This window comes from Geodermatophilus sp. DF01-2 (assembly GCF_004571065.1).
Taxonomy (GTDB): Bacteria; Actinomycetota; Actinomycetes; order Mycobacteriales; family Geodermatophilaceae; genus Geodermatophilus.
On the sequence record NZ_SPQN01000014.1, the window covers coordinates 13,523 to 33,020 of the forward strand.

Here is a 19,498-nt window from a genome sequence, read left to right on the forward strand (position 1 = left end):
GCCCCGCTTCGCGGGGCCCGCCACCTTTTTCTAGGGACGACCTTTTGGTCATTGTTGGGTGGCATTGGGAATGCGCGGTGGAATGAAGGTGTATGCCGGTGCTGCGGCGGCCGCCAGGGCGTATCTGGAGGCCGACCGCGGCCGGGCCGATGACTACTACCTGGCCGAGGGCGCCGGCCTGGCCCGCCGATTCGTGGCCCGCGACGGACGGGTGGCCGAGCGAGCACCGCTGGCGGGCGATGGCTACGAGACCTGGGTGGCCGGCCGCGACCCGGACACCGGCGACCCGCGGGGGCGGCTGCGCACCGATGAGCGTGCGGTGCGCTTCGTCGAGGTGGTAGTCAACGGCCCGAAGTCCTGGTCGCTGGCCGCGGCTCTGCATGACGACGTCGCGGCCGCCTACGATGCCGCGCAGGACCGGGCCGCCGCCCAGATCATCGGCTGGCTGGCCGCCCACGCGACCACCCGGGTCGGCCCTCGCGGCCGGCAGGTCCAGGTGCCGGTGGAGCTGCTGGAGGCGGTGACCGTGCGGCACCACACCTCCCGCGCCGGAGATCCGCACCGGCATCTGCACCTGCAACTCAACGCACGGGTGTTCGCGGCCGGTCGGTGGCGAGGCCTGCACACCGTCGGCGTGCGTGACTTCCTCGCCGCGCTCAACGGCATCGGGCACGCCGCGGTGGCCTGCGATCCGCAGTTCCGGGCGGCCCTGGTCGCCCACGGCTACACCCTGGACGGAACAGGAGAAATTCGGGAGCTCGCCGAGTATGTGGGCCCGTTCAGCGCGCGGGCGGCCCAGATCGCGCGGAACCTGGACCGCTACGAGCGCGAGTGGACCGCGGCGCATCCCGGTGAGCAGGCCGGTCCGGCGCTGCGCCGGGCGTGGGACGCCCGCGCCTGGGCCGAGGGCCGCCCGGACAAGGTCACCCCACAGTCGGGGGCCGACCTCGTGGCACGGTGGCGAGCCGAGCTGGGGGCGTTGGGCTATCGCAATCCTGCCCTCCCCGTCTCGCTGGCGCCGACCCCGGTCGGCGCACTGGACCGCGAGGCTGCCGTCGACACCGTGCTGATCCGGCTGGCCGCTGGCCGCTCGGCTTGGAACGCGGCCGATGTCCGCGGCGAGGTCGAGCGGCTGATCGCCGCGGAAGGCATCGTCGCCGATCCGGTGGTGCGCGGCGAGTTGGCCGAGGACCTCACCGCCCGCGCGCTCGACCGGTGCGTTCCGCTGGTGGATCGGGAGGGGGTGCCCGAACACGTCCGGTGCTGGACCTCGCGGCCGGTGCTCGCCGTGGAGGCCGACCTGGTCGCCCGGGTCGCCGCCCGCGCCGCGATCGGCGGACCGGACCCGGACCTGACACTCCCGGACCACCTCGCGAGCGGCGGCGCAAGGCTGGTTGCTGGTCAGGCCGCCGCGGTCGCCGTCCTGACCGGCGACCAGAGGCTGGTCGTGGTGGAGGGCGCGGCCGGGGCGGGCAAGACCACCACCCTGACCACCACGCGCGCCCTGCTCGAAGGGCAGGGACGGCGGCTGATGGTGGTCACCCCGACGCTGAAGGCCGCCCAGGTCGCCCGCGCGGAGGTCGGCGCGGCCACCGGGTCGGCGGCGTCCCTGGTCTTCGCTCACGGCTGGCGTTGGACCGAGCACGGCGAGTGGACCCGACTCACCCCGGGCGAGGCTGACCCGGTCACCGGCCGCATCCACACCGGGCCGCCCGGGGGAGCCCAGCTGCGGCCCGACGACCTGCTGGTCGTCGACGAGGCGGGCATGCTCGACCAGGACACCGCCCGCGCGCTGCTCACCGTCGCCGACGAGGCCGGGGCGCGGCTGGCGCTGTTCGGCGACCGTCACCAGTTGGCCGCGGTCGGCCGCGGCGGTGTCCTGGACCTGGCCGCAGCCCAGGTCGACCCCGCCGCCCACGTGACTCTGGAGTCGGTGCACCGCTTCACCCGCACCGACAGCACCGGCCAGACGATTTCGGACGGTGAGTACGCCGAGCTGACGCTGGCCATGCGGCGGGGTGACACCCCGGGTGTGGTGTTCGACGCCCTCCTCGCGCTCGGCCGGATACGGCTGCACCCCGACTCCGCAGCGCTGCAGGACGCCCTGGCCGCGACGGCCGCCCACGACCCCCGGGCGGGCGACGTCGCGGTGGTGGCCGGCACCCGCGAGCAGGTCACCGAGCTCAACGCCGCCATCCGCGACCGGCTGGTCGCCGACGGCCGCGTCGACGACGCCCAGGTGGTGACCACGCGGGCCGGTCAGCGGATCGGCGCGGGCGACCGGATAGCCACGCGGCGCAACGACCGGAACCTGGAGGTGGCCAACCGGGACACGTGGACGGTCACCGCGGTCGGGCGACGCGGCGGGCTGCTGGTCACCGGCACGGCCACCGGTGACGTATCCCGGGGCGATGTCACCCCGGCCGCCGCACCGGTCCGGGTGCTGCCCGCTCACTACGTCACCGACCACGTGGAGCTGGCCTACGCCAGCACGGCGCACGGCGTGCAAGGTGACACCGTGCCCACCGCGCACGTGGTGATCGGCGAGCAGACCGGCGCCGCCTCGGCCTACGTCGGCATGACCCGCGGACGCCTGTCCAACACCGCGCACCTCGTCGCCGACGACCGAGCCGAGGCCCGGGCCCAATGGATCGCAGTTTTCGGCCGTGACCGGGCCGACCTCGGCCCCCGCCACGCCGCCGAACTGGCCGCCAGCGAGGCCGCCCGCGACCGCCAGGACTACTCGCGCGACCGGATGGCCCCCGCTCCCCCGAGGCCGGTCCCGCCGGCACCCCACGTCCCCCGGCCGGAGGCCGAGCGGCGGGGACCCTCTTTCGCAAGTGGCGGCGCCGCGCCAGTCATCGGCCGATGACCAGGCCCGCCGCCAACCGGCCGTCGGCGGGGCCCGGACACCGGCAACAGGAGGAGAACCGGAGGATTTCGGAAGCTATCGGTGGCCGGCTGTCACCAATCGCGCCCGAATGGCGCCTTATCCCCCTGACGGAGCACAGCCCACTCGAGCCCACCGGAGCCAGCCATGTCCGACGACCCCGCCCGCCGCGAGCCCGAGTTGCTCACCATCACCGAGGCCGCCGAACTCCTCCGCGCCCCCGTCGCCACCCTCCGATACTGGCGCCACCTCGGCACCGGCCCGCGCAGCTTCCGCCTCGGCCGCCGGGTCCTCTACCGCCGTGACGACCTCCAGGCGTGGGTCGAGGAGCAGTCGGGTCGAAGTGCCGCTGGATAGCGATTCGGCGAAGGGCCGCAGTCCCGTGGGCCGCCGCCCTGGCCTCGTCGGATCCCTTCGGCATGCTGCGTGCCGATTCGTTCCGTCCCCCGAGAAGCAAGGACGCCGACGGCCAGCCAGGCCGCGTCGAAGACGTTGAGGAGTCAGCCATGGCGAGCGTTGAGAAGCGGGTCCGCAACGGGCGGACGACTTACGAAGCGCGGTGGCGGGACGACCAGGGCAGGCAACGCAAGAAGTCCTTCGGCAAGAAGGGCGACGCCGATCGTCACGCGGCCACGGTCGAGGCGGACAAGGCCCGCGGCACCTACGTCGAACCCTCGAAGACCACCGTCGCCGAGTACGCCCGGAGGTGGGCGGAGACCCGCCCGCACCGGCCGACCACGGCGCGGCGGACCGAGATGATGATCCGGCTGCACATCGACGGGACGCGTCTCGGTGGCCGGCGGCTCGCGGACGTGCGCCCATCCGAGGTCCAAGCGTGGGCCACCGACCGGTCGAGAGTGCTGGCCCCGACCACCCTGCGACAAGCGGTTGGGCTGCTGAGAAGCGTGTACGGGGCCGCGGTCCTCGACCGACTTGTGGCCTCCTCGCCCGTCGTCCGCATCCAGCTTCCCCGACACGAGAGGGAGCGGGTCGTGCCGTTGTCGGTCGAGCAGGTAGCGGCGCTCGCCCGGGCCATGCCGGAGCGCTACCGGGCCATGGTCCTCACCCAGGCCGGGCTCGGGCTCCGGATCGGCGAGCTGCTTGCTCTCCGCGTCCAGGACGTCGACTTCCTGCGCCGCACCGTGCGGATCGAGTGGCAGTTCACCCAGGGATCGAAGGGCGAGCGGAGCGAGCCGAAGACTCCCCGGTCGAGGCGGACGATCCCGCTTCCTCGCGTGGTTGCTGAAGCGCTGGCCGCCCACCTGACAGCGTCTCCAGCGGCCGAGGACGGAACGATCTTCACGACCCGGACGAGGGCTCCGCTCGGGCACGTCTACTACGGCCACAACTTGATGGGCCGGGCGGTGACCGAGGCGGGGCTACCGAAGGGGACGACGAGCCACGACCTGCGGCACCACTACGCCAGCGTCCTGCTGTCGGCCGGTGAGTCGGTCGTGGCCGTCGCCGAGCGGCTGGGGCACGAGGACGCCTCGCTGGTCCTGAGCACCTACGGGCACCTGATGCCGGACTCGGATGACCGGACGCGCAGCGCCGTCGACGCGGCGTGGGACGCAGCCAGGGCCTCGTGTGCCCCAGATGTGCCCCAGGACGCCCCTTCGCTCCGTTAGTCGGCCAGCTCGACGATGACGGGCGCGTGGTCGCTCGCGCCCTTTCCCTTGCGTTCCTCGCGATCTATCAGGGCATTTGTCACCCGGCCGGCCAGCGCCGGCGAGCCGAGCACGAAGTCGATCCGCATGCCCTCGCGGCGGGGGAACCGCAGCTGGGTGTAGTCCCAGTAGGTGTAGACGCCGGGCCCGGGAGCGTGCGGGCGGACGACGTCGGCGTACCCGGCGTCGACGATCGCCCGGAACGCGGCCCGCTCGGGCTCGGAGACGTGGGTGGAGTGGGCGAACAGCCGCACGTCCCACACGTCGTCGTCCTGCGGGGCGATGTTCCAGTCGCCGACGAGGGCGACCTGCGCGCCGGCGTCCGCGGCCAGCCAGCCGTCCGCCGCCGTCCGCAGCGCCTCGAGCCAGCGCAGCTTGTACCCGTAGTGCGGGTCGGTCAGCGTGCGGCCGTTCGGGACGTAGAGGCTCCACACCCGGACCCCGCCGCAGGTGGCACCCAGGGCCCGGGCCTCGGCGGCCGGGTCGGACGTGCCCCAGGCGGGCTGGCCGGGGAAGCCGGTCTCGACGTCCTCCAGGCCGACGCGGGACAGGATCGCCACGCCGTTCCACTGCGAGTGGCCGACGTGCGCGACCCGGTAGCCGAGGTCGGTGAAGCGCGACCCGGGGAACTGGTCGTCGCGGCACTTGGTCTCCTGCAGCGCCAGGACGTCGACGTCCGAGCGCTGCAGCCAGGCGGCCACCCGGTCGGCGCGGGTGCGGATCGAGTTGACGTTCCAGGTGGCGAGCCGCACGTGCACCGAGCTTACGGAGTGGGTCCGCGCGGAGCGTGCCGCCCGCGGTGCGCCCGCCCGGGGTGAGCGGAGTTACGGTGCGGATACCCGGACGGGTGTCCGTGCAGGTCGGCGCGGTCGCGACGGCGGTACGACCGCGCGATGAGTGGCAGCATGGACCGGAGACGGGGTCCGGCCGCGCTGTACCCCCGGCCGACCGGACTGGAGCGAGGAGGGTACGTGAGCGAGCACGAATGGGACGCGACGCGCCCCATCGGCCCGTCCCGGCCCCTCCCACCGCCCCCGGAGGCCGCGCACCGGCCGCGCACCCGGGGGCGCACCCGGGGGCGCAGCCTCCCGGCGGCTCTGGCGCTGACCGTCCTCAACACCGTGGTGCCGGGGACGGCGTTCCTCGCGGCCGGCCGGCGGCGGCTCGGCGTGATCACCCTCGCCACCCTCCTGCTCCTGGTCGGCGGCGCCGCGTGGCTGGCCACCGCCGGCCGGCGGACCGCCGCGCAGATCGCCGTCGACCCCACCGCGCTGACCTGGGTGTTCGGCGGGATCCTCGTCGTCGGCCTGCTCTGGGTCGCCGTCGTCGTGGCCGGCTACCGGATGCTGCTGCCGCCCCGGACCTCCCGCGGCGGGCAGGTGGTGGGCGGCGTCCTCGTCGCCGCCCTGGTGGCCGCGCTGGCCTACCCGATCGCCACGGCCGGCCAGGTGACGCTCGCCCATCGCGGCCTGCTCGACGGGCTCTTCGCCGACCGGGACTCGGCCACGGTCGAGGACACCCCCGACCCGTTCGGCGACCAGGAGCGGCTCAACGTGCTCCTGCTCGGCGGCGACGGCGGCGAGGGCCGCGAGGGCGTCCGCACCGACACGGTCATCGTGGCCAGCATGGACACCAGCACCGGGGACACGGTGCTGTTCAGCCTGCCCCGCAACCTGCAGGACCTGCCCTTCCCGGAGGACAGCCCGCTGGCCGAGGTCTACCCGGAGGGGTTCGAGGGCGCCAACGAGTCCGACAGCCTGCTCAACGCCGTCTACCGCACCGGGCCGGCCTGGTACCCCGACATCCTCGGTCCCACCGACGACCCGGGAGCGGACTTCCTCAAGCTGGGTGTCGGGGAGGCGCTCGGCCTGCCCATCCACTACTTCGTGCTGGTCAACCTCGACGGGTTCAGCCGGCTGGTCGACGCCCTCGGCGGGATCACCGTCAACGTCAACTACTGGGTGCCGATCAACGGCATCGTCGGGGAGGAACTGCCGGACGACTACATCGCCCCCGGCCCGGACCAGCACATGGACGGCGAGCGGGCGCTGGACTTCGCCCGCGGTCGGTACGGCCTGAGCGACTACGACCGGATGGCCCGCCAGCGTTGCGCGATCAAGGCGATCATCGACGCCGCCGATCCGGTCACCCTGCTGCAGCGCTACCAGCGGCTGGCCGCCACCACGAAGGACATCGTGAGCACCGATATCCCCCGGTCGGCCCTCGACGACTTCGTGGACCTCGCTTTCCTGGTCAAGGACGCCGAGATCCGCAGCGTCGTCTTCGACGACACGGTGATCGATCCGGCCTACCCCGACTACGACCGGATCCGGGCCATCGCCGAGGAGGCGATCGACCCCGCCCCGGCGGCCGACGACGCCCCGACGAACGGGATTCCTGCGCCCAGCGCCACGCCGTCCCCCGCGCCGTCCCCCACGCCGTCCGCCGCGCCGTCGGCCGGCGCGACCACGGACGACCCTGCGGCGGTGACCGACATCGGGGATGCGTGCGCGTACGACCCCGTGCGGGCCGCCGAGGCGCGGGCCGCCGGCGAACCGCCGAACCAGGCCGACTGAAAGACCACCCTTCCCCCGCCTCTCGGCCCCCTCCCGGGCACCGCCGCGAGCGTGCGAGCGGTGGGGAGGAGGGGGTCCTTCTACCGAAAGGGTGGCCGTGCCCAGTACGTCACCAGGCTCGCGGCGGGTCCTGGACGGGGCCATTGTCAGCCGGTGGCCAGGTCGCGCCGCCGGAAGGCCCCGAATCCGAGCGCCACGAGGCCGGCGGCGACGGCGGTGAGGACGGCGAGGGGTCGCAGCGTCCACTCCTCGGCCGGCACCGTCGGGGTCCACCCCAGCGGCGAGAGGTCGTCGGCCCAGGCCGGCCAGTCCATCGCCGAGGCGAACAGGGTCGCCGCGACCACGTAGGTCACCGCCGTCCACGCGAGGGTGGCCGCCGCACGGGGAAGCAGTCCGGACAGGGCCACCGCCAGCCCTGCCACCGCCCACACGGCGGGCAGGTACGCCAGCGCCGCGACGAGCAGCCGGCCGACGTCCTCCGCGGCGCCGCCGGCCGCCGCGCGCACCGCCCCGGCGGCCGCGCCGGAGGCGATCAGCAGGGCGGCGGAGCCCAGCAGCGCCACGGTTCCGTGGCCACCCAGCCAGGCGGCCCGGCCGGTCGCGGTGGCCAGCACGGGCTCGGCGCGGCCGGCGGCCTCCTCTCCCCGTGCACGCAGCACCGACGAGACGGCGTGGCCCGCGGCGAGCAGCGCGGTCGTGGCCAGCGTCGTGGCGAACCAGGCGTCGACCAGGCTGCCGGCGTCCGGCAGGAACGCGCGGGCCTCGGGGTTGTCCGCGAAGAGCGTCTCCACCGACCCGGCGAGGGCGCCGTAGACCCCGCCGAGCAGCACCAGGCCGACCGTCCAGCCGAGGAGCGCGGCGCGCTGCAGCCGGAACGCCAGGCCGAGCGGGGACAGCAGGGCCCGGGACGCTGCCGCCGGACCCGGACGGGGCGCGACCAGGCCCGCTCCGAGGTCGCGGCGGTCGAGCAGGACGACGGCGAGCGCGAGCAGGACCGCGGCGGCTCCCAGGCAGAGCAGCAAGGGGGCCCACCGGTCGTCGGACCACGGGTGGGTGGCCTGCGCCCAGCCGAGAGGGGACGCCCACACCAGCGCGGTTCCCTCCACGTCTCCGACGGCCCGCAGTGCGAAGGCCACGCCGAACACCGCGCCGACCACCCCGTACGTGGCGCGCGTGGAGCCGGTGACCTGCGCCGCGACGGCGGCGATCCCGGTGAAGACGAGGCCGACGGCGCCGGCCGACGCGCCGAGGAGGAAGGAGCCGGTCGCGGGCAGCCCGGTGGCCGCGGCGGCGGCGCCGACGGCCGGCACCAGGGCCGCGCAGGCCAGGCCTGCGGTCAGGACGGCGGCCAGCAGCGGGGCGTGCCGGCCGACCCGGGTGGCGCGCAGCTGCTCGGTGCGGCCGGCCTCCTCGTCCCCGCGGGAGAGCCGGCCGGTGGTGAACAGGGCCATGAGCGCGGCCACCAGGAGGAGGAAGGCGGAGATCTCGAAGGCGACCGTCCCCGCCACCGTGTCCAGGCCGACCGGCGGCCCGCCGAACGCGATCGTCGCGGCGTTGCTGCCGACCGACGCCCGGTAGGCGACGAGGTCCTCCGGGGAGTCGTAGAGGGCCTGGCTGGCCGTGGCCTGGGCGGCGACCAGCCCCGCGCCCACGGCCACCCACACCACCAGCCGCACCCGCTCCCGGCGCAGCGCGAAGCGCAGCAGTGCGCCGGTTCCCTCGAGCGCGGGTGCCCCGGCGGTGCTGTACCCGTCGGTGAGCTCGCGAGCTCGCTCCATCACCGCACCGCCTCGGAGGTGCGGACCGGTCCGTCCTCCGCCGCATCGGCCGCGAGGTCCTCGCCGTAGTGGCGGAGGAACAGCTCCTCCAGCGTCGGCGGGGCGCTGGTCAGCGCGCGGACGCCGAACCCGCCGAGGCGCCGGACGACGGCGTCGAGGGCGTCGCTGTCGACGTCGAAGCGCACCCGGCCGTCGTCGACCCGCAGGTCGTGGACGCCGGGGAGCTCGGCCAGGCCGGTGGCCGGCCGGGCGGTCTCCACCGTCATCGTGGTCCGTGTCAGGTGGCGCAGCTCGGCCAGGCTGCCGCTCTGCACCGTCCGGCCGTGCCGGATGATGCTCACCCGGTCGCAGAGCGCCTCCGCTTCGGCGAGGATGTGGCTGGAGAGCAGCACCGTGCGGCCCTGCGCGCGCAGCCGGCGCACCTGGTCCTGGAACAGCGCCTCCATCAGCGGGTCGAGGCCCGAGGTGGGCTCGTCGAGCACGTACAGCTCGGCGTCCGACGCCAGTGCGGCCACCAGGGCGACCTTCTGCCGGTTTCCCTTCGAGTAGGTGCGCGCCCGCTTCCGCGGATCGAGGGCGAAGCGCTCCAGCAGCTCCGCGCGGCGGGCCGGGTCGAGGCCGCCCTGCAGCCGGCCGAGCAGGTCGATGGCCTCTCCGCCGGTGATGCCGGGCCACAGCGTCACGTCGCCGGGCACGTAGGCCAGCCGGCGGTGCAGGGCGACGGCATCGGCCCAGGGGTCGCCCCCGAAGAGCCGGACGACGCCCGCGTCGGCGCGCAGCAGGCCGAGCAGCACCCGGATGGTCGTCGACTTCCCGGCTCCGTTGGGGCCGAGGAAGCCGTGCACCTCCCCGGTCCGCACCTCGAGGTCGAGGCCGTCGAGTGCCGGGGTCGCGCCGAAGGTCTTGACCAGGCCGGCGATCGAGATGGCGGTGTCCATATCGCCTGAAGCTACACAACCTTCACGAAGTTGTGAACATCTATCATGATGCGACGCTCCGGTACCCTGGTGGATGTTCGGCCGAGGGTGGGAGGCGCAGGTGGCGGACGTCGGGGACGACGAGCGGATCGCCCTGCTGCGGTTCGTGGAGCGCTTCGCCCTCGTGCTGCGGGAGGCGGGCATGGCGCCGATGCCGGCGCGCGTGCTCGCGTACGCGCTCGCGGACGACGCGGACAGGTACACGGCCGGCGACCTCGCCCGCGGTCTCGGGGTCAGCCCGGCGGCGATCAGCGGCGCCGTCCGCCAGCTCGTGCAGGTCGGGCTGCTCGTGCGCGAACGCGAGCCGGGCACCCGCAGCGACCTGTACGTGCTCGACGACCGCGACCTCTGGTCGCGGTTCATGACGGCCGAGCTGGCCAGCCTGCACCGCTTCGAGGAGGCGGTCGCCGGTGGCCTGGAGGTCCTCGGCACGGAGCGGCCGGGAGGCCGGCGGCTCGCCGAGACCCGGGACTTCATGGCCTTCCTGCACCAGGAGCTGACCGACGCGCTCGCCCGCTGGCCCGCGGAGCGCGACCGGCTGGCGGGGGAGCGGGACGGGGCCCCCGTCCCCCGCTGACCCGGCTACGCGCTGGCGATCTGGATGAGGTTGCCGCAGGTGTCGTCGAGGACCGCGGTGGTCACCGGACCCATGGCCGCCGGCTCCTGGGTGAAGGTGACGCCGAGCCCCTTCAGCCGGTCGAACTCGGCGTGCACGTCGTCGACGGCGAACGAGGTGAACGGGATGCCGTCGGCGACGAGCGCCTCCTTGAGCGGCCGGGCCGCCGGGTGCGCGTCGGGCTCGAGCAGCAGCTCCACGCCGTCCGGGGCCTCCGGGCTGACGACGGTCAGCCAGCGGTACTCGCCTGTCGGGACGTCCGTCTTCTTCACGAAGCCGAGCACGTCGGTGTAGAAGCGCAGCGCCTTCTCCTGGTCGTCCACCCAGACGCTGGCCAGGTTGATCCGCACGGTCCCTCCTCAGGGGTCGATGGGCCACCGGTCGGTGATGGCCCGGAGCGGCGACGTGTCCAGGTCGTGGAACTTGTAGCGACCCTCCCGGCGGGTCTGCACCAGGCCGGCCTCCTCGAGGACGCCGAGGTGCTGGGACACGGCCTGCCGCGACGAGCACAGCCCGTGCCGGCTGACCAACCGGGCGCAGAGCTCGAAGAGGGTCTGGCCGCTGCGTTCCTGCAACTCGTCGAGGATGGCCCGCCGGGTCGGGTCCGCGAGGGCGCGGTAGACGCTCCCCGACACGTCGCCCATGGCAGGAGGATAGGCAAGTAGCTGCTTGCCTGACAAGGGCCTAGGGTCGTCGGGGTGACCTCACCCGGAGACCGCCGCGAGCGGCTCGTCGCCCTCCTCGCGGCCGGCGTCGCCGTCGTCCTGCTGGTGTCGTCGGTGACCTGGTTCGCCAGCGACCAGGCGGGTGTGGGAGTCGCACAGCTGTTCCTCGGCGCCGTCCTCGCCGGGGTGGCCGCCTTCCTGTACCGGCGCGCGCAGCGCCGCTGACCACCGCGCCCGGGCCCGGGCCTCGGCGGCCAGCTGGCGCATCGCGATGACCGACGCGGGCTCGCTCATCCGGCCCCCTCCGACACCGGCACCTCGGCCAGGACCTCGCCGGCGGCGTCGAGGACCCGCACCGAGTCGGGAGCCGGCGGCACGATCGAGGCCGTGCCGGCGCCGTCGACCAGGGGCAGTGCGGCGGAGACCGTCCCGTCGGCGAGGAGCACCTCGGCGCGCACTCCCCCGGCCGGCCCGCTGACCGTGATCGAGTTGGCGGTGGGGACGGCGACGACCCGGTCGTGCAGCGCCGTGCCGGCCGGCCACGGCCCGATGGCGACCGTGTTGGTCATCCCCGCGGCGGAGTCCGACGTCGCCCAGAACTCCGCGAGAGCGGCCGCGGTGGCGCCGGACGGCAGGGTCACCCCGACCAGCGCGGTGCTGCTGGAGCCGTTGCCGACCGGGCCACCGGCGAGGAGGGTGGGATCGAGTCGATCGGCGGGCAGGCCGTAGGTGAACTCCAGTGACCGGACCAGCCACTGCAGGCTCTCTCCGTCGACCTCGTCGAGCAGCCCCCGGGGGTCCGCGACCGCCACCGGGGCCTGCACCGCGGCGTCCGCCCGAGGGGTGTACTGCATCGAGCCGACGGGCCGGGTGCGGCCGTCGCGCTCGTACCGGAGGACCGCGCTGCCGATCGGCCAGGACACGGGGACGTCCACCAGGGCGGCGCCCGCGCCCTCCTGCGTCTCCAGTGGCAGCCACACCTCCCGGCTCTCGCCGGCGGCGGTCACCTCGACGCCGGCCCGGTACTCCACCCGGTCGCCAGGGTGACCGACCGCCACCAGCAGTGAGCGGCCGGGGGCGCTCCCGGGCGCGTCCCACAGCACCACCGGGTGGTACCGCGCCGGCTCGAACGGCTGGACCGCTGCCATCTCCTCCGACGGCGCGCCCTCGGGACCGGTGAGCCAGGCGCCGACGAGCCGGCCGTCCTCCAGCCGGGCGAGGACCAGGGCCACCCGGCCGCCGGGGACGTCCCCGGCGAAGGCGACCCGGCGGTCGGCCACCGGTGGATCGAAGAGCCCGGGAACCGCGGCCACGTCGTCCGGCGTCCAGTCGACCTTGCGGACCCCTGCCACCCACTCCTCGTCCTCGGCCAGGGAGCCGCGGGTCGGCTGGTCGTAGAGGGTCGGCAGCGGCTCGAGCCGTGGGCGCTGCGCCGGGGCCGCCGTCCCGCCGTCGGCCACCAGGGTGGAGGCCACCACCGGGACGCCGACGAACACCAGAGCGGCGGCCAGGCCGGCGCCGGCCTGCCGCGAGGCGGGTGCGGGTCTGGCGGCGTGCCCGGCGCCGCACCAGGTCGGCCAGGTCGCGGGGCGCCGGCGAGGCCTCGTCGGCGGAGGCCCGCAGCCCCCGGCGGAGACGGTCCTCGAGGTCGGACGGCATGTCAGCACTCCTCGATGAGGGCGGCGGGGGTCGGGATGTCGAGCAGGACCCGCAGGCGGGCGAGGCCCCGGACGGTCTGGCTCTCGCCTTGACCAGGGCCGTCTGCAGCAGGTCCTCGGCGTGGCCGCGGTCGCGGACGAGCAGCACCGCGGTGCGCAGCAGCTCGTCCGACCGTGCGGCGACGAACGCCTCGAAGGCCGCCTCGTCTCGAGCTCTCACCCGTTCCCCCTCGTCCTCACCCCATAGGACGTGCGAGGACGCCGGGGAGGAACGCCGTCGTGACCGGATCGTGACCGGCGGTGGCCACCTTGCGGACGGGGGTGACCGGCATCACGCTGGATCGGATCTGTCATCGGACCGAGCGGAGGCCGGGCGTGAAGCTGGACAAGCAGGAGCTGCTGAGGGTGCTGCACACGGAGGGCGACAACGAGACCGCCGACAAGGTGGCCGCCGGGTTGCCCGACGAGATCGACACCGACCGGGACGGCGACGCGCTCGACGCGGTCGGGCTGGACCGGACGCAGCTCATGGCCAAGCTCGCCGGCGGCGGCTTCGGGGGCACCATCGCCCCCTGACCGCGTCCGCCCGCTCAGCGGGCACCGGGGATCGACACCCCGGGAGCGGGACGCCGGGAGCAGGAGAGGCCGGCCCCGCACTGCGGACCGGCCTCTCCCGTGTGCGCGTCAGCCGGCGTACGGGCGCTCCCGCGCCAGCTCCTCCTTGGCGACGCCGCGGATGTGGACGGCGTCGGGGCCGTCGACGATCCGCAGCGTGCGGGCGCTCGCGTAGAAGCGGGCCAGGATGGTGTCGTTGCTGACGCCGGCGCCGCCGTGCACCTGGATGGCCCGGTCGATGACGTCGAGGGCGACCCGCGGGGCAGCGACCTTGATCGCGGAGATCTCGGTGCGGGCCCCCTTGGCCCCGTACTTGTCGATCAGGTCCGCGGTCTTGAGCACGTAGAGGCGCGCCTGGTCGATCTCGATGCGCGAGAGCGCGATGCTCTCCCGGACGGTGCCCTGCTCGGCCAGCGGACGGCCGAAGGCCACGCGGGCCTTCGAGCGCTCGACCATCAGCGACAGCGCCCGCTCGGCCATGCCGATGGCACGCATGCAGTGGTGGATGCGGCCGGGGCCCAGCCGGGCCTGGGCGATCATGAACCCGTCACCCTCACCGGCCAGGATGTTCGACGCCGGCACCCGCACGTCGGTGAACCGCAGCTCCGAGTGGCCGTGCTGGTCCTGGTACCCGAAGACCGGCAGGTGCCGGATGATCTCCAGGCCCGGGGTGTCGCGGGGGACGAGCACCATCGACTGCTGCCGGTGCGGGGCGCCCTCGGGGTCGGTCTTGCCCATGACGATGAAGATCTGGCAGCGCTCGTCGGCCGCGCCGGACGTCCACCACTTGCGGCCGTTGATCACGTACTCGTCGCCGTCCCGGACGATCGAGGTCTGGATGTTGCGGGCGTCCGACGACGCGACGTCGGGCTCGGTCATCGCGAAGCCGGAGCGGATCTCGCCCTCGAGCAGCGGATTCAGCCAGCGCTGCTTCTGCTCGTCGGTGCCGAACAACATGAGCGTCTCCATGTTGCCGGTGTCGGGGGCACCGCAGTTCGTCGCCTCGGGCGCGATCGTGGGCGACCAGCCCATGATCTCGGCCAGCGAGGCGTACTCGAGGTTCGACAACCCGCCCAGCTCGTGGTGGAAGAGGTTCCAGAGGCCGCGTTTCCGGGCCTCGGCCTTGAGCTCCTCGAGAACCGGCGGGTGCTCGTGGTTGTCGTGGCCGCGGGCGGCGCGCCACTCCTCGTAGACCGGCTCGGCAGGGAACACGTGCTCGCGCATGAAGTCCCACAGCTGACCGCTCAGTTCCTCGGCACGGGCGGAGAGGGCGAAGTCCATGCCTGGCAACGTAGAGGGCTCAGGTGACCGGCGTCTCGCCAGGGGTCCGGCCGCGGGCCGCCACGGCCGGGTTCACGGCCGGGGATCGTCCTCCGGCCGGGGGTCGGCCGGGATGCGGAGCACGGGATCGTCGTCCATGGCACGGGCCTCCGGTTGGGCACGTGCGGACCCCGGGCTCAGGCGCGGGGACGCTGGCTGCGCCGGCGTCGGTCGCGGGCGCGCGTCCCTCCGGGCCAGCGTGCGCCGCGGCGTCTGCGTCCACCAGCCCTTCGTGCGCGCCGTCCGGCCCGGTTCCCGGGCCCGGACGCACGGGAGGCCGGGCCCCGTGCGGGACCCGGCCTCCGGCTGGTGCGAGGGGAGCTGCGACGCCCTGTCTTCAGACTCGCGACGAGCGGTCGACCGCGGCGTGGCGCACCGGGCCCAGCGCGATGACGAGCCCGGCCAGTGCACTGAACAGGTGCAGCCAGTTGTCCGCGGCGTTGATGCTGAGGAAGTCCCACGTCTCGTTGATGGCGATCAGCCCGTAGACGAAGGCGGCGCCGTAGCCGATGGCCAACAGCCAGCCGTAGGTGCGGGCACCGGTCAGGGTGCGGGCCAGGAGCAGGCCGGCGACGCCGATCACGATGTGCACGACGTTGTGGAAGCCGTTGATCTCGAACCACAGCAGGTAGTCGTCGGTGTTGTGGGCGAAGAAGTCGTCGAAGCCGGTGATGAAGAAGCCGACGATCCCGACCAGCAGGTAGACGGCGCCGATGACCAGCGCGAGGAGCTGCGGCCAGGTCCGCGCTCCGCTGTTCGTGTTGTCCGCCGATGCGGCCATCTTGTCCTCCAGGGTTCTGTCGTCCGCCAGGTCTCGGCGGTTCAGGTGGGCGGTACCCCTGGCCGAGATGGGAGAACCCGTTGTCACTCGTCCGTGTGGGGCGCAACGCACCGGCGGGACGGCCCCGCCGTCGGGTCGCCGGAGCGACTCGCAGACACCGTTCGTCGGATGGCGGCCGGGCGGTTCGCTCCCGGACGCGCGAACGGCACCGGCGTACCCCCGTCGGGCTACGCGAGGCGCCCTGGCATGCGGTGGCGGAGCGGCTACCGTCGGGTCGTTCCCGGAGGAGGCACCCACCGGGTCGCCCACGCCGGGGCGGGCCGCGTGATGACCGGGGCGGTGCGCCGAGGGCCGGTCCTGGTTCCGTGCGGCATGGGGGAGCGCGGGGTCAGGGCCGCGGCTCCGACGGGTCGGCGAGCCCGGGGTTCCCGTTCGGACTGCGTCGGCGGCCGGGGATCAGCGCGGTGTCGGCCTCGGGCGCCGGACGACGAACGGGCCGATGGCCAGCAGGTCGACCGGGGCCGAGCCGAAGCACTCCAGGGCATCGCGCGGGTCGTCGACCATCGGACGGCCGGCGGTGTTCAGGCTGGTGTTGACCACGACCGGCAGCCCGGTGCGTCGCTCGAAGCACTCGAGCATGCGGGCGACCAGCGGCTCCTCGGCGCGGTCGACGGTCTGGATCCGCGCCGTCCCGTCGACGTGGGTGACGGTCGGGATGCGCTCGCGCCAGTCGGGGTGCACGTCGTGGACGAAGAGCATGTACCGCGAGGGGATCGGCCCGCGGCCGAAGATCTCACTCGCCCGCTCGGCCAGCACCATGGGCGCCACCGGGCGGAACTGCTCGCGGCCCTTGACGTTGTTCATCCGCTCGAGGTTGGCCTCGTGGCCGGGGTGGGCCAGCAGCGAGCGGTGGCCCAGCGCGCGCGGGCCGAACTCGCTGCGGCCCTGGAACCAGGCGACGATCCCGTTGTCCGCGAGGACGGCGGCGACGGCGTCGGCGACGTCGTGCGGGCGCTCGTAGTCGATCGCCGCCGTGGCCAGCCAGGCCTCGATCTCCTCGTCGGTCCAGCCGCGGCCGAGGTCGGCGCCGGGCATGGGTGCGGTGGTGTCGCCGAGATCAGTGGCCACCGAGAGCGCGCCGCCGAGCGCCGTCCCGGCGTCGCCCGCCGCGGGCTGGACCCAGACCTGCTCGAACGGACCCTCGGCGTGGATGCGGCTGTTGGCGACGCAGTTGAGCGCCACCCCGCCGGCCAGCGTGAGCGCCGAGTCGCCGGTGCGGCCGTGCAGCCAGTGGGCGAGGTCGAGCAGCGTCTCCTCCAGCCGCAGCTGGACGCTCGCGGCGAGGTCGGCGTGCGCCTCGGTCCACTCGTCGCCCTTGCCCAGCCGCGGGGCGAACTCGGTGAAGTCGATCCTCTCCGTGCGGAAGCCGCCGTCCCCCGTCGCGTGGATGTACGGCTCGAGCTCGGCGGCGAACCGCGGCTTGCCGTAGGAGGCCATCGCCATCACCTTGTACTCGTCGGAGCTGCGCAGGAAGCCGAGGTGGTCGGTGAGGTCCTCGTAGAGGAGGCCGAGGGAGTGCGGCAGCGCCTGGCTGGCCAGCACCTCCAGCTGCCCGTCGGTGTAGCGCCCGGCGAGGTGGCTGACCGCCTCGCCGCGGCCGTCGAGGACGAGCACGGAGTTGGTCGGGTACGGCGCGGCCAGGCCGGCGCTGGCGGCGTGCGCGACGTGGTGCGGGACGTAGCGGACCCTGTCCTCGGAGAGCCCGGGGAGGTAGTGGGCGAGGAAGGACGGCGCCTTCTCGGCGTACGTCTTCCGCATGACGTCGCCCTCGTTGTGCAGCCCGGTCTCCTCGGGCGAGGGCATCAGGCGGGGGTCGAAGGAGTAGGCGACGGCGTCCAGGTCGGCGGGGGTGAGGCCGGCCTCGGCCAGCACCCACGCGGCCGAGAGCTCCGGCAGCTCCCAGGCGCTCCACGGCAGCGGCCGCTTGCCGTGCTTGCGGCGGCTGAACCGCTCCTCCTCCGCCGCCGCGACGACCCGGCCGTCGACGACCAGCGCCGCGGCTGGGTCGTGGTAGAGCGCGTTGATGCCGAGGACCTTCACCCGTGTACTCCTCCCGCCGGGCACGTCCGCCGCCCGGTCTCGTACTTGATCATCGGACCGCCGCCCGTCCTCCGCAGGGTGAACCCCCTTTCTCGCGGGGCCGGACGCCCGTCCGTGGGCGCCGCGGGTGCTCAGTCCCGGCGCTGGAGCAGGTCGTTGTCCAGGACGGCGGCCAACCCCAGCGTCCTGTAGCCGACCTCCTCGAAGAGGACGACGACCCGGTCGTCCTCCACCCGCATGACCACCCCTGGGCCCCACTCGGCGTGCTGCACCGGCGTCTGGGCGGGGAACGGGGTGTCTCCGGCGTCCGCTCCGGGCTGCTCCTGCGACAGGCCTGCCGAGCAGTTGTCGCAGTTGCCGCACGGCTGCTCCAGCTGTTCGCCGAAGTAGCCGAGCAGGAACTGCCGCCGGCACTCGGTGGTCTCGGCGTAACCGCGCATCATCTCGACGCGGCTCTGGTCCACCCGCTCGTGGTGCTCGGCCAGCTCCCGGGCAGCGACCGCGGCCTCGCCGGGGCTGGGCGCGCCCTCGGCGGGGTGGGCGGCACCCTCCTCGTCGAGGACGACCGCCGACACCTGCTCGAGCAGGTTGAGGTCGCGGGCCAGCGGGGTGGCGGCGCGGCCGGTCTCCTCGCGCAGCTGCTTGACGTCGACGCCGTCCTCGATCCCCGCGGCCTCCGCGGCGGCGACCAGGCCCGCCACCTGCTGCAGCTCGTCCTCGGGCGGGATGCCGGCGGCGAAGAACTTGCGGACGCCGAGGTCCTCCTGCCGGTAGACCAGCAGCGCCAGCGCCGGCTGCCCGTCCCGGCCGGCGCGGCCGATCTCCTGGTAGTAGCTGTCGACCGAGTCGGCCGGCTCGGCGTGGACGACGAACCGGGTGTCGGGCTTGTCGATGCCCATCCCGAAGGCGGTCGTGGCGACGACGACGTCCAGCTCGTCGCCCATGAACGCCCGCTGGGTGTCCTCGCGCTCGGACTTCTTCAGCCCCGCGTGGTACGGGCGGACCCGCAGCCCACGGTCGGCCAGCTCGGCGGCGAGCTCCTCGGTGCCCTTGCGGGTGGCGCTGTACACGATCCCCGGGACCCGTCCCGCGCCGACCTCGGCGAGCACCCGGTCGAGGACCGCCTGCTGCTTGCCGTGGGCGTCGGCGTGCTGCTCGACCTCCAGCCGGATCTCCGGCCGGTCGAACCCGGCGACGACCACCCGGGCGTCGCGCATGCCGAGCCGCTCGACGATCTCCGCGCGGACCGGGGGCGCGGCCGTGGCGGTGAGCGCGAGCACCGTCGGGTGGCCCAGCTGCTCGACGACCCCGCCGAGCCGCAGGTAGTCGGGGCGGAAGTCGTGCCCCCATGCGGAGACGCAGTGCGCCTCGTCGACGACGAACAGCGCCGGGTGGGCCTCGGCGATGGCCTCCACGACCTCGGGCTTGGTGAGCTGCTCGGGCGCCAGGAAGAGGTGGTGGACCGTTCCGTCCGCGAGCCCCTCCAGGGCGGCGCGCTGGTCACCGGCCGACAGGGCGGAGTTGAGCTGGGCGGCCCGGCCCTCGAGGCCGTCGAGCCGGTCGACCTGGTCGCGCTGCAGCGCGATGAGCGGGGAGACGACGAGCACCGGCCCGTCGGCCAGCTGCCCGGCGACCTGGTAGACGGCGGACTTCCCGGCGCCCGAGGGCAGGACCGCGAGGGTGTCCTGCCCGCCGGCCACCGACTTCATCGCCTCCTCCTGGCCCGGCCGGAACTCCTCGAAGCCGAGCAGCTCACGGGCGACCTCCCGGATGCGGCGGGTGCGGACGGAGGGGGACGCCCCTGCGGGGTTGTCCTGCTTCTTGCGAGGCACCGGCACCCGCTGCCCGAGGGCCG

Annotated in this window: 17 protein-coding genes; 7 read left to right on the top strand and 10 right to left on the bottom strand. The window is 74.3% G+C overall.

Translation table 11 applies throughout. The annotated features are described in order from the left end of the window. The first annotated feature begins 82 nt into the window (after positions 1 to 82). From mobF to E4P41_RS06485, 3 genes are all read left to right on the top strand, one after another. Positions 83 to 2,872, top strand: coding sequence for a MobF family relaxase (mobF, locus tag E4P41_RS06475; protein WP_245177146.1), 2,790 nt, complete (start codon positions 83 to 85; stop codon positions 2,870 to 2,872). 165 nt (positions 2,873 to 3,037) lie between these two features. Then, entirely contained in the window at positions 3,038 to 3,247 is a 210-nt protein-coding gene (locus tag E4P41_RS06480; protein ID WP_135140086.1) for a helix-turn-helix domain-containing protein, read from the top strand. A gap of 62 nt (positions 3,248 to 3,309) precedes the next feature. Then, complete coding sequence (locus E4P41_RS06485; RefSeq protein WP_245177147.1) at positions 3,310 to 4,518, top strand: site-specific integrase; 1,209 nt, start codon at positions 3,310 to 3,312, stop codon at positions 4,516 to 4,518. Here the strand turns inward: E4P41_RS06485 and E4P41_RS06490 are convergent. After that, positions 4,515 to 5,309, bottom strand: coding sequence for an exodeoxyribonuclease III (locus E4P41_RS06490; RefSeq protein ID WP_135140087.1), 795 nt, complete (start codon positions 5,307 to 5,309; stop codon positions 4,515 to 4,517). The genes E4P41_RS06485 and E4P41_RS06490 overlap by 4 nt on opposite strands. Before the next feature lie 219 nt (positions 5,310 to 5,528). Here E4P41_RS06490 and E4P41_RS06495 point away from each other — a divergent pair, with 219 nt between their 5' ends. Next, positions 5,529 to 7,133, top strand: coding sequence for an LCP family protein (locus tag E4P41_RS06495; protein WP_135140088.1), 1,605 nt, complete (start codon positions 5,529 to 5,531; stop codon positions 7,131 to 7,133). A gap of 146 nt (positions 7,134 to 7,279) precedes the next feature. On the opposite strand, the gene E4P41_RS06500 is transcribed toward E4P41_RS06495, so the two are convergent. After that, positions 7,280 to 8,911, bottom strand: coding sequence for an ABC transporter permease (locus tag E4P41_RS06500; protein WP_135140089.1), 1,632 nt, complete (start codon positions 8,909 to 8,911; stop codon positions 7,280 to 7,282). Continuing rightward, on the bottom strand, positions 8,911 to 9,849 hold the full coding sequence (locus E4P41_RS06505; protein WP_135140090.1) for an ABC transporter ATP-binding protein: 939 nt from the start codon (positions 9,847 to 9,849) through the stop codon (positions 8,911 to 8,913). Before E4P41_RS06505 ends, E4P41_RS06500 begins: the two co-directional genes overlap by 1 nt. Positions 9,850 to 9,949: 100 nt before the next feature. Here E4P41_RS06505 and E4P41_RS06510 point away from each other — a divergent pair, with 100 nt between their 5' ends. Beyond that, entirely contained in the window at positions 9,950 to 10,465 is a 516-nt protein-coding gene (locus tag E4P41_RS06510) for a MarR family transcriptional regulator (RefSeq protein WP_135140091.1), read from the top strand. 5 nt (positions 10,466 to 10,470) lie between these two features. Here E4P41_RS06510 and E4P41_RS06515 read toward each other — a convergent pair whose 3' ends face one another. Further along, positions 10,471 to 10,854, bottom strand: a complete 384-nt coding sequence (locus E4P41_RS06515) for a VOC family protein (protein ID WP_135140092.1) — start codon at positions 10,852 to 10,854, stop codon at positions 10,471 to 10,473. A gap of 9 nt (positions 10,855 to 10,863) precedes the next feature. Continuing rightward, on the bottom strand, positions 10,864 to 11,148 hold the full coding sequence (locus tag E4P41_RS06520) for a metalloregulator ArsR/SmtB family transcription factor (RefSeq protein WP_135140093.1): 285 nt from the start codon (positions 11,146 to 11,148) through the stop codon (positions 10,864 to 10,866). 54 nt (positions 11,149 to 11,202) lie between these two features. Between E4P41_RS06520 and E4P41_RS06525 the strand changes: the two genes are divergently transcribed. Continuing rightward, on the top strand, positions 11,203 to 11,394 hold the full coding sequence (locus tag E4P41_RS06525) for a hypothetical protein (protein WP_135140094.1): 192 nt from the start codon (positions 11,203 to 11,205) through the stop codon (positions 11,392 to 11,394). A gap of 65 nt (positions 11,395 to 11,459) precedes the next feature. Here E4P41_RS06525 and E4P41_RS06530 read toward each other — a convergent pair whose 3' ends face one another. Further along, positions 11,460 to 12,665, bottom strand: a complete 1,206-nt coding sequence (locus E4P41_RS06530; RefSeq protein WP_135140095.1) for a hypothetical protein — start codon at positions 12,663 to 12,665, stop codon at positions 11,460 to 11,462. A 537-nt stretch (positions 12,666 to 13,202) separates the two neighbouring features. Between E4P41_RS06530 and E4P41_RS06535 the strand changes: the two genes are divergently transcribed. After that, on the top strand, positions 13,203 to 13,403 hold the full coding sequence (locus tag E4P41_RS06535) for a hypothetical protein (protein ID WP_135140096.1): 201 nt from the start codon (positions 13,203 to 13,205) through the stop codon (positions 13,401 to 13,403). A gap of 108 nt (positions 13,404 to 13,511) precedes the next feature. Here E4P41_RS06535 and E4P41_RS06540 read toward each other — a convergent pair whose 3' ends face one another. The 4 genes from E4P41_RS06540 to E4P41_RS06555 all read right to left on the bottom strand — a co-directional run bounded on the left by E4P41_RS06540 (position 13,512) and on the right by E4P41_RS06555 (position 19,475). Further along, positions 13,512 to 14,723 carry an acyl-CoA dehydrogenase family protein gene (locus E4P41_RS06540; RefSeq protein ID WP_135140097.1) on the bottom strand — a complete coding sequence of 404 codons (1,212 nt, stop codon included), beginning with the start codon at positions 14,721 to 14,723 and terminating at the stop codon, positions 13,512 to 13,514. A 376-nt stretch (positions 14,724 to 15,099) separates the two neighbouring features. Next, positions 15,100 to 15,543, bottom strand: coding sequence for a DUF4383 domain-containing protein (locus E4P41_RS06545; RefSeq protein ID WP_135140098.1), 444 nt, complete (start codon positions 15,541 to 15,543; stop codon positions 15,100 to 15,102). A gap of 456 nt (positions 15,544 to 15,999) precedes the next feature. Beyond that, the gene (locus tag E4P41_RS06550) at positions 16,000 to 17,643 is read right to left on the bottom strand and encodes a carbamoyltransferase C-terminal domain-containing protein (protein ID WP_135140099.1); all 1,644 of its coding nucleotides are present in this window, start codon (positions 17,641 to 17,643) and stop codon (positions 16,000 to 16,002) included. A gap of 131 nt (positions 17,644 to 17,774) precedes the next feature. After that, positions 17,775 to 19,475, bottom strand: a complete 1,701-nt coding sequence (locus E4P41_RS06555) for an ATP-dependent DNA helicase RecQ (protein WP_245177148.1) — start codon at positions 19,473 to 19,475, stop codon at positions 17,775 to 17,777. Between the last annotated feature and the right edge of the window lie 23 nt (positions 19,476 to 19,498).